The organism is Curtobacterium sp. PhB191 (assembly GCF_004346515.1).
GTDB lineage: Bacteria > Actinomycetota > Actinomycetes > Actinomycetales > Microbacteriaceae > Curtobacterium.
Window position 1 is genome coordinate 76,236 of record NZ_SMBV01000009.1, and the last position, 16,222, is coordinate 92,457.

The 16,222-nt window shown below is 71.1% G+C and carries 15 protein-coding genes and 1 tRNA gene; 3 read left to right on the forward strand and 13 right to left on the reverse strand.

Going from position 1 to position 16,222, the window contains the following annotated elements:
- Nucleotides 1-30: 30 nt before the first annotated feature.
- Complete coding sequence (locus EDF48_RS14970; RefSeq protein ID WP_131880932.1) at nt 31-699, forward strand: hypothetical protein; 669 nt, start codon at nt 31-33, stop codon at nt 697-699.
- Nucleotides 700-792: 93 nt separating this feature from the next.
- Here EDF48_RS14970 and EDF48_RS14975 read toward each other — a convergent pair whose 3' ends face one another.
- A complete protein-coding gene (locus EDF48_RS14975) occupies nt 793-1,524 on the reverse strand; it encodes a DUF3800 domain-containing protein (protein WP_123339190.1) in 732 nt (243 codons plus the stop codon).
- Between the two features lie 74 nt (nt 1,525-1,598).
- Complete coding sequence (locus EDF48_RS14980) at nt 1,599-1,808, reverse strand: cold-shock protein (protein WP_017887662.1); 210 nt, start codon at nt 1,806-1,808, stop codon at nt 1,599-1,601.
- Between the two features lie 281 nt (nt 1,809-2,089).
- Between EDF48_RS14980 and EDF48_RS14985 the strand changes: the two genes are divergently transcribed.
- Entirely contained in the window at nt 2,090-2,473 is a 384-nt protein-coding gene (locus EDF48_RS14985) for an SseB family protein (RefSeq protein WP_131880933.1), read from the forward strand.
- 36 nt (nt 2,474-2,509) lie between these two features.
- Here the strand turns inward: EDF48_RS14985 and radA are convergent, their stop codons facing one another.
- Together radA and EDF48_RS14995 are read right to left on the reverse strand one after the other, a co-directional pair.
- Nucleotides 2,510-3,871: a DNA repair protein RadA gene (gene radA / locus EDF48_RS14990; RefSeq protein ID WP_243698118.1), complete on the reverse strand. Its 1,362-nt coding sequence runs from the start codon at nt 3,869-3,871 to the stop codon at nt 2,510-2,512.
- Nucleotides 3,872-3,881: 10 nt separating this feature from the next.
- Nucleotides 3,882-4,847: an SGNH/GDSL hydrolase family protein gene (locus EDF48_RS14995; RefSeq protein WP_131880935.1), complete on the reverse strand. Its 966-nt coding sequence runs from the start codon at nt 4,845-4,847 to the stop codon at nt 3,882-3,884.
- 143 nt (nt 4,848-4,990) lie between these two features.
- Between EDF48_RS14995 and EDF48_RS15000 the strand changes: the two genes are divergently transcribed.
- Nucleotides 4,991-5,080, forward strand: a tRNA-Ser gene (locus tag EDF48_RS15000).
- 102 nt (nt 5,081-5,182) lie between these two features.
- Here EDF48_RS15000 and EDF48_RS15005 read toward each other — a convergent pair.
- The 9 genes from EDF48_RS15005 to EDF48_RS15045 all read right to left on the reverse strand — a co-directional run bounded on the left by EDF48_RS15005 (nt 5,183) and on the right by EDF48_RS15045 (nt 16,091).
- Entirely contained in the window at nt 5,183-5,602 is a 420-nt protein-coding gene (locus EDF48_RS15005; protein ID WP_131880936.1) for a hypothetical protein, read from the reverse strand.
- Nucleotides 5,602-6,057: a hypothetical protein gene (locus EDF48_RS15010; protein ID WP_131880937.1), complete on the reverse strand. Its 456-nt coding sequence runs from the start codon at nt 6,055-6,057 to the stop codon at nt 5,602-5,604. The genes EDF48_RS15005 and EDF48_RS15010 overlap by 1 nt, the downstream gene beginning before the upstream one ends.
- 71 nt (nt 6,058-6,128) lie before the next feature.
- Nucleotides 6,129-6,737 (reverse strand): biotin transporter BioY, encoded by a 609-nt coding sequence (locus EDF48_RS15015; RefSeq protein WP_131880939.1) that lies wholly within the window; start codon nt 6,735-6,737, stop codon nt 6,129-6,131.
- A gap of 45 nt (nt 6,738-6,782) precedes the next feature.
- Complete coding sequence (locus EDF48_RS15020) at nt 6,783-7,475, reverse strand: TetR/AcrR family transcriptional regulator (RefSeq protein WP_131880941.1); 693 nt, start codon at nt 7,473-7,475, stop codon at nt 6,783-6,785.
- Between the two features lie 23 nt (nt 7,476-7,498).
- Nucleotides 7,499-9,217 (reverse strand): allophanate hydrolase, encoded by a 1,719-nt coding sequence (atzF, locus tag EDF48_RS15025; RefSeq protein WP_131880943.1) that lies wholly within the window; start codon nt 9,215-9,217, stop codon nt 7,499-7,501.
- Nucleotides 9,214-12,879 (reverse strand): urea carboxylase, encoded by a 3,666-nt coding sequence (uca, locus tag EDF48_RS15030; protein ID WP_131880945.1) that lies wholly within the window; start codon nt 12,877-12,879, stop codon nt 9,214-9,216. Before uca ends, atzF begins: the two co-directional genes overlap by 4 nt.
- 26 nt (nt 12,880-12,905) lie before the next feature.
- A complete protein-coding gene (locus EDF48_RS15035; RefSeq protein ID WP_131880947.1) occupies nt 12,906-13,610 on the reverse strand; it encodes an urea amidolyase associated protein UAAP2 in 705 nt (234 codons plus the stop codon).
- Entirely contained in the window at nt 13,610-14,449 is an 840-nt protein-coding gene (locus EDF48_RS15040) for an urea amidolyase associated protein UAAP1 (RefSeq protein WP_131880949.1), read from the reverse strand. Before EDF48_RS15040 ends, EDF48_RS15035 begins: the two co-directional genes overlap by 1 nt.
- Before the next feature lie 13 nt (nt 14,450-14,462).
- Complete coding sequence (locus EDF48_RS15045; RefSeq protein WP_131844901.1) at nt 14,463-16,091, reverse strand: amino acid permease; 1,629 nt, start codon at nt 16,089-16,091, stop codon at nt 14,463-14,465.
- Nucleotides 16,092-16,222 lie beyond the last annotated feature (131 nt).

The window sequence follows — 16,222 nt, forward strand, 5'->3', positions numbered from 1 at the left end:
CGGGCATCCGCCGTTGTCTACCCTGTGCGCATGTCGTCGTTGCGTCACCCCGTCGGGCCCGAGAAGCCGGTCGTGTACTGGCGCCGTCGTGCAGCTGTGCTCGGCGCGCTCGTGATCATCATCGTGGTGGTCGTGCTCATCGTCGTCGGACGAGGGAGCGCGTCGACCCCGACGGCAGCGCCCACGTCCTCGCCGTCCGCTTCGGCCCCGGCTTCGGCCGGTGGTGCTTCGTCCGCTGCACCGTCCCGTTCGGCGTCGGCATCTGCGTCGGCGTCTGGGTCGGGCGCTGCCGACGGGTCGACGTGCAGCAAGGACCAGGTCGTCCTCACGCCCGTGCTCGACAAGGAGGCGTACGGCCCCACCGAGGACCCGAAGATCGCCATGTCGATCAAGAACACCGGCACGAACTCGTGCCACCTCGACCTCGGGTCAGCGCAGCAGGTGCTGACGATCAGCTCGGGCGAGGAGCAGTACTGGTCGTCGAAGGACTGCCAGACCGGCGGCACGAACCAGGACGTCACGATCAAGTCCGGGCAGACCCTGACCACGCCCGCGATCGCCTGGGACCGCACCCGGTCGTCCACCACGACGTGCGATGCGTCCCGCCCGGCGGTCTCGGCCGACGGGGCCAGCTACCACCTGCAGGTCGCGGTCGGGAACCTGAAGTCGACGGCCTCGGTGCAGTTCATCCTGCAGTAGCCCGGGCGTCGCGCGGGCTGGTAGCCTCGGGGCAAGTGGATTGGGAATGCCCGATCGGCGTCGAACCCCCGGAACCCCCGGGGGTTCTCGCTTTCACGGGTACACCTTCAGGCCCCAGCCCTTCACCGAACCAGACGGCGACTTCGGCATGCGCTCGAGGATCCGGTCCCACGCGCGGTTGGGCTGCTCGGGCTTGAGGAGATGTGTGCCGATCGGACGAGCGACGAGATCGGCGATCTGGAGCCCGGCACTGTTCGTCTGCTTGCTCGCGATCTTGAAACGGAAGGTCTCGGCCATCCCACGCATCTTCGTGGTGCTCATGATGCGGTCGAACTCGGCCTCCAGCTCCCTGTCCTCGGAGCGGCCCCGGCTCTCGAAGACCACGAACGTCTCGCACCGGGACGCTCCTCGATCCTGGAGCTGCAAGAAGACCCGTTCGAGCCCGAACTCGAGCGCGACGTGGTACGGACTCGTGTCCTCCCCGACCCGGCGGACGAACTCGTGCTTCCGGATGGCGGATGCAACCACCCCGAAGCGCTCATCGAACACGGCGTCGACTCTTGCCATGAAATCGCTGCGGACGGAGGCGTTCAGGAGGATGTCGAACGGCGGAGCTGACTGACGCATCTCCCGCTCGTGGAGGACGACCATGTCGTGGTTGAAGAAGTCGAACTTGAGGCGTTGGACGAGCGGAACGATCCGGTCGACGTAGACGTCGACGGGGAAGATGCAGAACGCGAGCACGAACATCGGGTAGTCCGGATTGATGCGCGTGAGACTGTGATCTCCGCTTTCGTCGACGTAGACGATGTATCCACTGCGCACCGGTCCAACACATCAGTGGACAGCAAACGGCCCCGCCGTCCAGAGGACGACGGGGCCGTTCGAAGCTGATGTGATCAGCCGAGGACGGTGATGTTCTCCGCCTGCGGGCCCTTGCGGCCCTCGGTGATGTCGAACTCCACCTTCTGGTTCTCCTCCAGCGACTTGTAGCCGTTGCCGGCGATCGCGGAGAAGTGCGCGAAGACGTCAGCGCTTCCGTCGTCCGGGGCGATGAAGCCGAAGCCCTTTTCGTTGTTGAACCACTTGACGGTACCGGTAGATGCCATGATGGCGTTTCCTTAGCTTTCTTGCGTTCCGCCATGGTGCGATCGCACCTGCGGAGCCCCGACGTACGTCGACGGGGGTGATGCGCCACGCGGGCAGGTGCCGGCGGGACGGGTTCGGGGTCAGGCCTGATGGCCAGTGACCCTGGTAGTCCGAGTTGAGGGGCAAACCACCTCGCTCGAACGTTGAGCGCCGCCGAAGCGGTTCCATCAGGCTAGCGTGCTCTGGGCCGACTGGCTACCCGTGCGTCACTGAACGACGAAAATCTGGTGGAATTGCTCAGATGGCAGACAAGGAACAGCGCTTCCGGAGTGAACAACTCGAGGAAGCCCTCGCGAAGCAGGACGTCGCTGCGGTGGCGTTCGCGCTGCGCAACGACATCGTGATCGTCCCCCGGCTCGTGACCGGCAAGAAGGACATGCAGGTGCGGGTCTTCGGGCGCGAAGGCTCTGAACAGCGCATCCTGCTGCTGTTCTCGTCGGCGGACGCCTACACGGCGATGGTGCCGGACGAGAAGATCCGGCAGGTCATGGTCTACGACGGACCGCGGCTCGAGGAGTTCCTCGACGCCCACCTCGACATGCTCGAGGGCGTGTTCTTCGACATCGCCGGGCCGAACACCATGCAGGCGACCCCGGAGGACCTGCTGGCCGCATTGCGCGCTTAGGGCTGGCCGTCGGGCTGTCCGCGGTGGGCCGTCGGCTCAGAACGCGCGGTCGAGCTCGCGCTCACGGGCCGACTGCGTCATCGAGAACGCCACACGCAGTGCTTCGCGCAGATGCCCGGAGTCCGAGCCGAGGACGGTCGTGAAGCCGAGTCGGCTCGCCTCGTTCACGCGCTGCTTCGTGCCCGTGGCCGGACGGATCTCGCCGGCGAGGCTGATCTCACCGACGGCCGCGAGCGTGTGCGGGTACGGGCGGTCTCGTGCCGCACTCGCCAGGGCCAGGGCGATCGCCAGGTCGGCGCCGGGTTCGGTGAGCTTCATGCCGCCCACCGTCGAGACGTAGACGTCGGCATCGGAGAGCTTGAGGCCGGCTCGGCGTTCGAGCACCGCGAGCAGCATCGCCACGCGTGAGGCATCGACACCGTTCACGACCCGACGGGGCTGCGGCGCGGAGCTCGGCACGATGAGTGCCTGGACCTCGACCGGGAGCGCCCGACGCCCCTCGAGCGCCACGGTCACGCACGTGCCGGAGACCGGGGTCGTGTTCTTGGACATGAAGAGGCCGCTGGGGTCGGGGACCTCGTGGATGCCGTCGCCGCCCATGTCGAAGCACCCGACCTCGTCCGTGGGGCCGAAACGGTTCTTCAGAGCCCGGACGAAGCGGAGCGCGGTCTGCCGGTCGCCCTCGAAGTGGCAGACGACGTCGACCAGGTGCTCGAGCAGGCGTGGCCCGGCGATCGTGCCGTCCTTGGTGACGTGGCCGACGATCAGGACGGGGAGGGCGCGGTCCTTCGCGATGCGGATCAGGGTCGAGGCGACCTCGCGCACCTGGGAGGTCCCGCCCGCGATGCCGTCGATCGAGCTGGACGAGATGGTCTGGACGGAGTCGGCGATGAGCAGGTCCGGCTTGACCTGGTCGATCTGGCCGATGATGACGCCGAGGTCGACTTCGCTCGCCAGGTAGAGGTCGTCGTGCATCGCCCCGGTGCGCTCGGCGCGGAGCCGGACCTGGTCGACGGACTCTTCCGCGCTGACGTAGAGGACGCGTTTGCCGGAAGCGGCCGCGCGCGAAGCGACCTCGAGCAGGAGCGTGGACTTGCCGACACCGGGTTCGCCGGACAGCAGCACCGCAGCGCCGGGGACGACCCCGCCGCCGAGCACGCGGTCGAACTCGCCGATGCCGGTCTGCCAGCGCTGCACCGTCGTGCCGCGGGCCTCGGTGATGGGCCGTGCCGCTCGGGCACCCGTGACGGCGACGGCCGCGGTGCCACGTGTGCTGGCCGAGACCGCCGAGGAGTCCTCGACCGTGCCCCAGGTCTGGCACTCGCCGCACCGGCCGACCCACTTGACACTGGTCCAGCCGCACTCGGTGCATCGGTAGAGGGACTGCGGGCGCGCCATGTCGTCGAGGCTAGGCCGTGCCGCCGACATCGCCGGAGCGGTGCACCGGCTCGTCGGGCAGGGCGATCGACCCCGTCATCCGGTTGCGGATCCGTTCGACGGGACTCGGTCGGTTGGCGTGGTCGAGTGCCTCGGCACCGTCGGTGTCTTGCTCGGCACGAGCGTTCGCGACGGCCCCGGCCTCACGCCCGAGGGTCTCCGCTTCGCGCGCGGACAGGTAGTGGCGGATCGCCGCGACCGTGTCCACCCGGGCGTCGACCGCCGGCTCGAACGCGCTCGCCCAGACCTCGTACCCCCGGTCGTTCGGGTGGAACAGGTCGCCGTAGCTGTTGAAGAACGTGCGGCGGACCCCGACCCGCTTCGTGATCGTGTGCAGCGGCGCCACGGTCAGCCCGAACTCGGCGGCCACGCGGTGCACGATCTCGTTCGCCACTGCCACCTTGCGCTCACGGTCCGGCACGAACATGCACGGCAGCTCGGCCACCACGGCGTGCGACGGCACCGCGCCGTAGATCGCCCGGATGTTCCGTTCGAACTTGTCCGGGTCGAAGTCCGCGATGTCGTTCGCCCCGATCGACACCGTGCAGATGTCGGGCGTGTACTGCCGGAGCTTCGGCAACTGGTCGCGCTTGGCACCCCAGGTCGTCGAGCCCGAGACGCTGAGGTTCACGACCCGCACCGACTCGTGGGAACGGTGCCGGATCCGTCGCGCCAACAGGCCCACGTACCCGCGCGACGGAACCGTCGCACCGACGCCCTGCGCCGCCGAGTCGCCGATCGCCACGTACAGGAGCTGCCCCTCGTGCTGCTGTCGCTCGTGCCACCAGTCGGCGTGGATCGGCAGCATGTCGACCACTCGTTGCGCAGCCGCCCGTTGACCCTTGACGCCGGCCCGGGCCCCGACGGCGGCTGCCCCGAGGACACCGGCCCCACCGAGGACGGACGTCAGGAGTGCGATGAGCGTGCGGGTCTTCATGCCGTGGACGGTACGCCCGCAGGCCGAGTCGACGACGTGGGCGCCCTGTGGGTGTGGGAAGAGCCGTGAGGGTGACCGCCTGTGGAGGGCGAGCCGACGTCGGGTGGCGTGACGGGCCTCCCGGATCGTGTAAACTCTTTCCCGGTACCGTGTCCGAGCGGCCGAAGGATCATGTCTCGAAAACATGTGTGGGGGCAACTCCACCGTGGGTTCAAATCCCACCGGTACCGCCACTTCTCAGAAAACCCCCGTTCACGCGGGGGTTTTCTGCATTTCCAGATGCAGCACCGATCGCCCTCGAGGACGTGAGCGACCGGGGCGCTCTGCAGCCGGGTTCAGCGCCGCTTGCGGAGTGCGTTCGTCGCCCAGAGCGCGACGGCGATCAGCACGGGCTGGAACAGGAGCCGGACGAACCGCTTGGTGTCGGTGTCCAGGCCGAAGCCGTCACGGTGGTGCATCCACTGCGCGATGTTGCCGGGGAAGATCGCGGTGAAGAACACCGCTGCGACCCACCCGACGGTGGCCTGCCGGCGGACCAGCAGCATCAGGGCGGCACCGAGGGAGATCTCGGCGATGCCCGATGCCAGGACCGTGACGTCCGGGTCCAGGGGGACGAACTCCGGCACCTGGGCCCGGAACTCCTGGCGTGCGACCGTGAGGTGGCTGATGCCGGCCCAGGACATGGCCGCACCCAGCAGGATGCGGACGACGGTGCGGGGCTTGGTCGAGCGGGAAGTGCGGCGGCGGGAGGTCATCAGGGGCACGTGCCTTTCACAGGGGAGGGTGGAGCGGTGCGTCGACCGACGCTGCGGATGCGACGCCGGCGGGTGAGCTCGAACACGATCACTGCACCGGTCGCCGCGAGGAGGCCGACGCGATGCGCGCGGGCCACCGCCGTCGCGCCGGAGACGGCCAGTGCTGCGGCGGCGACGGTTCCCGCGGTGACGGTGCGGTCCTCGAGGTCGATGCCGGTGCGCACTGCTCCGAGTGCGGTCGCTGCGGCAGCGGCAGCGACCGCTGTCGTCGACCGTCGTTGGCTTCGTGCGAGGGCTGTGCCGGCGGCGATCTCCAGCAGGGGCACCAGCACGGCGTGCGGGAGGCCGGGGGCGAAGCCACGCTCCACCATCCGGTGCGCCCGGACGCGCAGGGGTCGCGTCGTCGACGTGCCCGCTCCGTGCAGGGCGAGGAGGATCCCGGCGGTCCGGGTCATCGGTTGTGCTCGATCATGTTGTGCACAACCTAACACGACGCCCGACCTCACACACCCCAGCGAGCGACGCTTCAGCGCCCGACGTCTCGACCACCGACGCGTCGCCGGACCGCCGCCGTCCACCCGAGCGAGATGATCCCGGCACCGAGCAGCGCCTTCACCGCACCGCCGAGGACGAACGGGTACAGCCCGAAAGCGAGCGTCTGCTGCAGGTCCAGCCCGAGCGACACCGCGAGCCAGACCATGCCGGCCGCGAAGGTCACGACGGTGCCGAGCGCGAAGGACAGCACGGAGTTGCGCAGGGGGCGGTCGCCGAAGCGTTCGGCGATCCACCCGACGAGGGCAGCGGCGGCGACGAAGCCGACGATGTACCCGCCGGAGGGACTGACGAGCACGCCGACCCCGGCCGAGCCACCCGCGAAGACCGGCAGCCCGACGACTCCGAGCAGTGCGTAGACGAGCATCGACAGGGCACCGCGGCGCGCACCGAGGGCACTGCCGACCAGCAGGACGGCGAGCGTCTGCCCGGTGATCGGGACGGGCCAGAGCGGGACGGACACCTGTGCGGCGCCGGCGGTGAGCAGCGCACCACCCAGGACGAGCGCGGTGCTCACGACCGCGGTGCGGGGGAGCAGGGCGTCGGCGAGTGGACGGTGTGCGGCGGGGGAGAGTGCGGTCATGGCAGAACCTCCAGATGGGGCGACGGAGACGAACGGAAGAGCTGGTCAGACGGTGACGGCGGCGAGCAGTGACCCGGCCTCGCGGCGGGCATCCGCCACGGCAGTGGTGTCGAGCCCGCACGCCCGCAGGCAGGTCGCGACGATGGCGTCGCGGTCGGCCTCCTCGACACCTCCGACGCGGCGGAGCTGGATGACGGTCTCGGCGAGCTGGATGAGGATCCCGCCGAGCCGGGCGGGATCAATCGAGGCATCGACGTCGGCGGCGGCGGCGAGCGACCCGAGGCGCCCGTAGGCGTCTCGCAGCTCGACCCGCTCGGCCCGGAACCCGTCGTAGCGCTCGCCCTGCACCTCGGGCAGCAGGTAGAGCGTGCCGATGTTGTGCGGGGTGCGGGCGAGGGTCTCCACGTCGATCAGGACGAGCGCGGCCAGGGCACCGGCGGCGGTGGCGGACGCCGGGACCCGCTGTTCGAGCTCGCGGACGAGCTCGAGGCTCGGCCGGACCGAGGTCGTCAGGAGCTCGACGAGCATGTCGTCCTTGCCGGCGAAGTGGTAGTACAGCGAGGCCTGGCGGATGCCGACCCGCTCCGCGATTGCCCGGGTCGAGGTGGCGCTGATGCCGTTCTCGACGAACAGGGCGGCGGCGGCGTCGAGGATCTGGTCGCGGGGACTGAGCGCCGAGTCGGCGTTCGGGACGGCCCTCGGGCGACCGGGCCTGGCCGGTCGGTCGTCGGAGGACATGGAGTCATCCTCCCAGCGCGGCGTCATGCCTGCTCGCGGTAGGCCCGCCAGCCGCCGAACGCCGTGATGTCGAGTGCGCCCTCGACGGCGAAGGGTTCGACCAGGAACCCGGTGACGTCGGTGCCGTCCTCGAGTGCCACGGTGCCGATGGCCATCGGCGCGGGCAGGGACGCCACGAAGGTGCCGAACCCGGCGGCGGGCAGCCGCCAGACCTCACCGGCGATCCCCGAACCCGAGCCCGAGCCCGAGCCCGAAGCCGACCCCGACCCCGGCGCGAAAGCGCCGGACGCGACCCGCCCCACCCGGACCAGCCCGGGCTTTGGCGGCACCGTGTCGAGGGCGTACAGCCGGTAGTCGGACGCGGTGCGGGCCTCCCGGACGAACGATCCGCCGGACGCGACCAGCTGGCCGTTCAGCGGCTGGTCACGGAGGTGCGCTCCGACGACCAGCAGGTCGACGGTGGGCGCGAGGAACGCGGCGCCGAGCGCCGCGAGCCGTCGGTCGGTGAACGCGGGACCGGTCAGCATGACCCCGAACGGCAGGCCGTCGACGAACCCGGAAGGGACGGCGAGCGAGGCCATGTCGAGCAGGTTGGCGAAGTTCGTGTACCGACCCATCCGGCTGTTCGCGCCGATCGGATCGGCCGCGACCTCGTCGAGGGTGGGGTGCCACGTCGTGGTGGGCGTGAGGAGCGCTGTGGTGCCGGCGAGGGCGGCGCGTCCCGCGGCGCCGAGCACGTCGAGGCGTTCCTGGTCCGCGAAGAGGTCCGCTGCCGTGGGTCGGGCGCCACCCAGGACGATCGTGGCGACCGACGGGTCCAGGTCGTCGCCGACCAGGTCGCGGTGCGCCTCGACGTGCGCGCCGACGGCGGCGTACCGCTCGGCGACGAACGCGCCGTCGTAGAGCAGCGACGCTGCGTCGAGCAGGGGTGCGATGTCGACCTCGACCACCTGGTGGCCGAGTGCGCGGAAGCGCTCGACGGCGGCGGCGAAGGCCTCTGCCCAGCCCGGCGCGAGGCCCTCGAGCTGCGAGGGCAGCGGGATCGCGATCCGCGGGACGGCGGGTACGTCGGCGAGAGCGACGTCGATTCGGGCGAGCGGGTCGGTGTCGTCCGGCCCGGCCATCAGCTCCGCCGCCGTGCGGGCGAGGTCGAGCGATCGGGCGAAGACCGTGACGCAGTCCTGCGAGCGGCAGGCCGGCACGACACCGGTGTTCGGCACCAGGCCCTTGGTCGGCTTCACGCCGACCAGGTTGCCGAGCGCCGCCGGCACGCGGCCGGAGCCGGCGGTGTCCGTGCCGAGTGCGAAGTCGACGATGCCGAGCGCGACGGCTGTGGCGGAACCGCTCGACGACCCGCCGGAGATCCGCGTCGGGTCCCACGCGTTCCGGACCGCGCCGAAGGGTGACCGGGTGCCGACCAGGCCGGTGGCGAACTGGTCGAGGTTCGTCTTGCCGACGACGACCGCGCCGGCGGCGCGCAGGCGGGCGACGGCGGTCGCGTCGGCGGCGGGTTCGTACGCGTAGGAGCGGGCGGCTGCGGTCGTGGCCAAGCCGGCCACGTCGATGTTGTCCTTGACGGCGAACAGCAGGCCGGCGAGGGGGAGCGTCGGGTCGACGGCCTCGGCCTCCTGCAGGACCGCGGCGCGGTCGCGCAGGGTGATCCAGACCTCGGGCCGGTCGACGGCGTCGATGCGGTCGAAGGCGTCGCGGACGCGGTCCGCAGCGGCGCTCGCCGCGCTCACGCTCCCGCTCCGATCGCGGCCAGGACCTGCCCCGGTGCGACCTGGTCGCCCGGCTTGATGTAGACCTCCAACACGTGGCCTTCCACCGGTGCGTGCACCATCGACTCCATCTTCATCGCCTCCACTGCCAACAACTTCTGTCCCTCGTCCACCCGGTCGCCCGGTCGCACGTCCACCTGCCACACCGTCGAGGTGAAGGGCGCGGTCACGGCCGTCGCCCCGGCGGGCAGGACGACCTCGTCCGCCACGACGGCGGCCGGTTCGTCGCGCACGTCGAACTCGCCGGACGCGCGCCAGCGCTCCTTCTCCTCGCCGAACGCCCGCGTCTGCTGCGCCCGGAAGTCCGCGATCGAGCCCGCGTTCGCCTCGAGGAAGCGGTTGTACGACGCGATCGAGAACTCGCCGTCGACGGTCTCGAACGAGCCCCGTCCGGCGTCGGTCTCGGCTCGCAGCTCGAGCAGCTCGTCCGCGCCGACCGGGTACCACTCGATGCGATCGAAGAAGCGCAGCGCCCACGGGTCCTCCTGGAACAGTCCGCCGCGGCGGAACCGGTTCCAGATCTGCACGGTGCGCCCGACGAACTGGTAGCCGCCCGGCCCCTCCATGCCGTAGATGCAGAGGTACGCACCACCGATGCCGACGGAGTTCTCGGCAGTCCAGGTGCGGGCCGGGTTGTACTTCGTCGTGACGAGACGGTGCCGGGGGTCGAGCGGTGTGGCGACCGGGGCGCCGAGGTAGACGTCGCCCAGGCCGAGCACGAGGTAGCTCGCGTCGAAGACGGTGCGGAAGACGTCGTCGACGCTCTCCAGACCGTTGATGCGCCGGATGAACTCGATGTTCCAGGGGGTCCACGGTGCGTCGTTCCGCACGCCGTTCACGTACCGCTCGATGGCGAGGCGTGTGGCGGGGTCGTCCCACGACAACGGGAGCTTGACGGTGCGCGACGGCACGACGAGCTGGTCGGTGGGCGGGATCTCGTCCTCGAGTTCGCGGAGGAGCCCGGCCACGTCACGGGCCTTCAGGACCGACGCGTCGGTGTGCACCTGCAGCGAGCGGATGCCCGGGGTGACGTCGAGGATGCCCTTCGGCGCCTCCTGCTGCAGCTTCGTCATGAGCGCGTGCACGCGCATGCGCAGCGCGATGTCGAGCGTCATGTCGCCGTACTCGACGAGCACGTTGTCGTCGCCGTCGCGTCGGTAGGCGACGCTCGGGCGGACGTCGGTCGCCTCCAGGCGGGTGATCACGCCGTCGTCGCCGTCGCCCCCGGTGCGGGGGACGGTCCGGGAGGCCCGGTTCGCCTCGAGCGCGGCGGCGTCGGCTTCGCGGACGGGGACGAACCGGACCGTGTCACCTGGTCGGAGCTGGCCCAGCTTCCACAGGTCGCCGCTGGCGACCACGGCGGGGCAGACGAAGCCGCCGAGCGAGGGCCCGTCCGGACCCAGGATGATCGGGGTGTCGCCGGTGAAGTCGATCGCACCGACCGCGTACGGGGTGTCGTGGATGTTCGAGGGGTGCAGACCGGCCTCGCCGCCGTCCGTCCGCGCCCACTCGGGTCGGGGCCCGATGAGCCGGATGCCGGTGCGCGCCGAGTTGTGGTGCACGCCGTAGTCCGTGGCGTAGAAGACGTCCAGGTCCGCGCGGGTGAAGAAGTCCGGGGCGGCGTGCGGCCCCTCGGTGACGCCGATCTCCCACGTGTCGGTCAGCGCGGTGCGCCGATCGGCCGGGGTCGGGCCGCCGACCAGGCCCAGGCGGGTGCCGGCGGGGAACGCCGGGTGCGCGGCGTCGGAGTCCGGTGAGCCTGGCCGCAGGACGTCGCCGGCGAGCAGCGCGCGACCGGCATGGCCGCCGAAGCCGCCGAGCGTGAACGTGGCGGTGGAGCCGAGGTACGTGGGGACGTCGAAGCCGCCGCGGACGGCCAGGTACGTGCGCAGGCCGGGCCCGGGCGCCGTCCCGACCGCCAGGGTCTGTCCGGCGCCGACGTCGATCGGCTCCCAGAGCGGGACGGGGTCGCCGTCGAGGGTCGCGGGCGCCGGTGCGCCGGTGAGCGCGACGACGGCGGCGGTCGAGAAGCGCAGCGTCGGACCCGTCGCCGTGATCTCGAGCGCGGGGGCGCCGTCGGGGTTGCCCACGGCGCGGTTCGCCTCGGCGAACGACGCGGCGTCGAACGGTCCGCTCGGCGGGACGCCCACCTGCCAGTACCCGACCCGGCCGGGCAGGTCCTGGATCATCGTCATGGTGCCCGGGGCGAGGACGTCGATGCGCGGGTCCGGGTCGTCGGTCTCGTCGAGCGTCGAGGTGGAGTGCGTGGCGGTGCGGAGCTCGAGGTCGTCGGTCAGCGCTCGGAGCAGCCCGGTGTTCGTCACGATGCCGTCGATCCGCGTGGCGGCGAGGCCGTCGCGCAGCCGGTCGAGGGCGTCGTCGCGGGTCTCGCCGGTGGCGATGACCTTCGCGAGCATCGGATCGTAGAACGCCGAGACCTCGGAGCCGGTCTCGACCCAGCCGTCGACGCGGAGTCCGCTCGGGTCGCCGGACTCGGTGGTCGCGCTCGGGAACACCGCCTGGGTGACGAGGCCGCTGGAGGGCAACGAACCCTTCGCCGGGTCCTCGGCGTAGACACGGGCCTCGACGGCGTGGCCGTTCGGGGTCCAGGTGCGGTCGAAGACGTCGTCGTCGATGCCCTCGGCGCCGTCGCGGGCCAGGCGGAGCATGAGCTCGACGAGGTCGACCCCGAAGACCTCTTCGGTCACCGGGTGCTCGACCTGCAGGCGGGTGTTCACCTCGAGGAACGACGCCTCTTCGCGGACCGGGTCGTAGACGAACTCGACGGTGCCGGCGCTGCGGTACCCGACGCTCGCGGCCAGGCGACGGGCGGACTCGTGCAGCTCGCTGCGGACGTGCTCGGGCAGCGCGGGCGCCGGGGCCTCCTCGATGACCTTCTGGTTCCGACGCTGCAACGAGCAGTCCCGGTCGCCGATCACCGCGACGCGCCCCTGGCCGTCGCCGAAGAGCTGGACCTCGACGTGCCGGGCCGGTCGCACCAGGCGTTCGAGGAAGATGCCGGCGGACCCGAAGGCCGCGGTGGCCGTGCGGGTGACGCTCGTGTACGCCTCGCGGACCTCGTCGAGGGTCGCGCACGCCTGCATGCCGATGCCGCCGCCGCCACCGGTGGCCTTGAGCATCACCGGCAGGCCGATGCGCTCGGCCTCGGCCACGGCGTCGTCGACGCTCTCGAGCAGGCCGGTGCCGGCGAGCATCGGGACCCCGGCTGCGGCGGCGAGCTCGCGAGCGGTGTGCTTCGCGCCGAAGCGGACGATCTGGTCGGCGGTCGGCCCGACGAACCGGATGCCGGCGTCCTCGCAGGCGCGGGCGAAGTCCGTGTTCTCCGACAGGAACCCGTAGCCGGGGTGGACCAAGCCGGCGCCGGTGTCCTTCGCTGCCTGCACCACGGCGTCGATGCGCAGGTAGGAGTCGCGGGCGGGCGCCGGGCCGAGGCGGACGGCGACGTCGGCTTCGCGGACGTGCGGCGCGGCGCGGTCGGCGTCGGAGTAGACGGCGACGGTGCGCATGCCGAGGGCCTTGGCGGAGCGGATCACCCGGCGGGCGATCTCGCCGCGGTTGGCGACGAGGACGGTGTCGGTGGAGAGCGCGGGTGGCTGGGGCACGGTGTCCTCCGTGTCGGGTGCGGCGATCACGGCTGGACCACGATCATGCGCAGCGGGGTGCAGGAGAAGTCGTTGCACGGGTTGTTCATCTGGGGGCAGTTCGACACGATGACGAGCACGTCGCGTTCGGCCCGGACGGCGACACGCTTGCCCGGTGCGCTCATGCCGTCGACGATCCCGAGGGCGCCGTCGGCCTCGACCGGGACGTTCATGAACCAGTTGAGGTTCGAGACGATGTCGCGGGCGCCGAGGCCGTGCCGACCGGCCTCGGCCAGGAAGTTCTCGCGGCAGCCGTGCTGGTACTGGGTGTGGTGGCCGTACCGCAGGGTGTTGGACTCCTTCGAGCACGCGCCGCCGATGGTGTCCTGCCGGTCGATCTCGTTGGCGACGACCGTCATGAGCGGGTGCCCTTCGTTCGACATCAGCACGGTGCCGGTGCGGACGTAGGCGTTCCCCTGGGCCGCGAGGGTGTCCGGGACGCTGTAGCGCTCGTCGGGGTCGTGCGCGTCGTAGACCAGGCAGTCGGCGCTCTGGTTGCCGCCGACGTCGACGATCGTGAGCACCTCGCCGGCGCGGACGACGGCGGACCAGGGCGCGAGCGGCTCGACCCGGTCGTCGCGGACGACGTCGCCGGGCACGAGGGACTCGCTCCAGTCCAGGGCGACGTCGGGGGCGTGGACGGCGCCGACCGGGACGGTGGAGGTGCGGGTGTGCGTCGTCGTGTCGGGCATCAGAGGCCTCGTGCTTCCGCGTAGTCGATGGCGTTCAGGTAGGCGCGGGTGAGTTCCGGCGTCGCCGTGAACCGCTCGTCCACGTCGGTCGTCGGTGCCCCACGCCAGGCGTGCACCCGGAGCGGGCCGACGGCGTACTCCGGCCGGGGGTCGATCGGGTGCGCGACGTTCGCGACGAGCACGAGCAGCGGCAGCTCGGCGACGAGGGTGACGTGGTGCCCGGCTCCGGCCGACCCCGTGAAGGTCATCGCCCCCTCGTCGTCGATCCGGACACCCTGGAAGAACGAGACGCTCGGCGGCAGGTCACGCCTCGTCAGCCCGTGCTTGGCGGCGGCCTTCACGAAGAGCGACCGGCCGCTCGGGCTGAGCCCCTCGGGTGCCGCACCGCCGTACTTCCGCTCGTTCCAGGCGTCCGTCGACGTGCCGCAGAAGGCGTCGTGGTGCCCCGAGGTGTCCTCGACCACCGTCGCCAGGGCACGGCCGTCCCCGCTGAGCAGCGGCGTGCCGACGCCGAGGTAGGCCTGCCACGGGATCTTCTGCGTGTCGGCGACGTTCAACCGCTCCCACGGTTCGAGCGCGTTGAACACCAGGAGGTTGGCGCAGGCCTGCCCCGTCGGGTCGTCGAACCGCAGCCGCGAGCCCCTGGCCAGGACCTTGTGCGTGTACCCGCCGGGAGCCACCGTCTCTGCCCAGACGAGCTGTGCGCGGTCCACGCCGTCGGGGGCGAACGGTGACGTCGAGGCCGGCAGGTACGGCATGTACTCGGACTGCGTCCCGGCCTGGGCGCGCGCATCGGAACGCGAGGCGAGCACACTGTCGGTCTGGTGGAGGTCGCGCATGGGGTTCCTTCGGTCAGGCTTCGACGGTCGCGGTCGCGGAGGCGGGTGCCTGGACGGCGGGGACCGACGCGGTGGACGGGACCTCGGCGAGGGTGATCGGTCCGTGCGCACGGTGCCGCCGGGCCGACCACACCCAACCCACGAGCAGGACGGCGCCGATGAACAGCAGGGCGCTGTACTGCAGCCACCACGAGTTCCCGGTCAGGTCGTAGATCTCCGGGCGCGGCCAGATGAGGTTGACCGCCATGCCGATCTGGAAGGCGACGGCGAGGGCGTTGAGCGGGATGCCCCACCGGCCGAGTGTGAACAGCGGCTTGCCGTCCTCGTCCACGCCGGCGGGGAAGCCGGACCGTCGGAGCCGGATGCGTTGGACCAGCAGGGGGCCGGTGACGCCGAGGTAGGCCAGGTAGAGCATCGCGATGCACAGGCTGGACAGGGCGGTGAAGATCGCGGACTGACCGATGTTCACGGCGAGTGCGAGGCCGGCACCGACACCGACGACGATCGACGCGGCGATCGGTGTCCCGGTCCGGGGTGAGACCCGAGCGAGCGTGCGGTGGAAGGGCAGGGCCTTCTCGCGGGCCATCGAGTAGACCATGCGCGCACCGGCGGTCTGCACGGCGAGGGTGCAGGCGAACACGGCGACCGCGACGGTGCAGAGCAGCAGCCGGCCGAAGACGTCGCCGAGCGTCGAGGTGATCACCCAGGCGAGTCCCTGCGTCGCCAGCTTGCCGTCGGTCAGGCTCGGGGCGGCGACCAGGGCACCGATGATGAGCAGCCCACCGCCGAGGCCGGAGACGGTGAGCGCGCGGACGATGGTCTTCGGGGTGGTCCGCCGGGGGTTGTGCGTCTCCTCGGCGAGCTCGCCGGCGGAGTCGAAGCCGACCATCACGTAGGCAGCCATCAGGGACGAGGCCAGGAACGCCCAGACGTACGGTTCGGTGCTCGTCGAGCCGGCGGTCGTGAACACCACCGCAGGGCTGCGGTGCGGCAGCAGGAAGAGGGCGCCGATGAGCACGACGACGCCGATGATCTCGATCAGCACGCCGAAGCTCGTGACCCGCGCCATCAGCCGGACGCTCGTGATGTTCACCAGGGTCGTCACGACGAGCATCACGATGCCGAGCACCACCGCGTTCGCGGCACCGGTCGACGAGGCGAGAGAGGGGTCGGCTCCGGGGCCGCCGACGACTTGGAACCCGTTCCAGATCGCGGGGAGCACGGCCTGCACCGCGATGGCTGCGACGGCCACGGTGAGGATCTGCCCGATGATCATCGTCCACCCGGTGAACCACCCGAAGCGCGCGCCCGCCAGACGACTGGACCACTGGAAGATCGCGCCCGAGATCGGCCACCGGGCGGCGAGCTGCGCGAAGTTCAGCGCGACGAGCAGCTGGCCGCCGAAGACGAGCGGCCAGGCCCAGAAGAACGCGGCACCGCCGAGTCCGAACCCGAGGCCGAACAGCTGGAAGACGGTGGTCAGGATCGAGACGAACGAGAACCCGGCCGCGAACGACGAGAACGAGCCGACCCCGCGGTGGAGTTCCTGCTCGTAGCCGAGTCGGGCGGAGCCCTGGGTGTCGACGGGGTCGACGCTGGACGTGGCGCGCGGTGCGTGGAGCGGTGACTCTGGAGAGCGCATGGCTGCAGACCTTTCGCGGAGTACCTGTCGGGCGACAGGTAGTGCGACCAGTGTCGTGCGGACCCGTGTCGCCGTCGTTGCCCGGCTGTTTCGGGCACGTGACGGAAGGGGGCCGCGTGTAAACGTTCGGA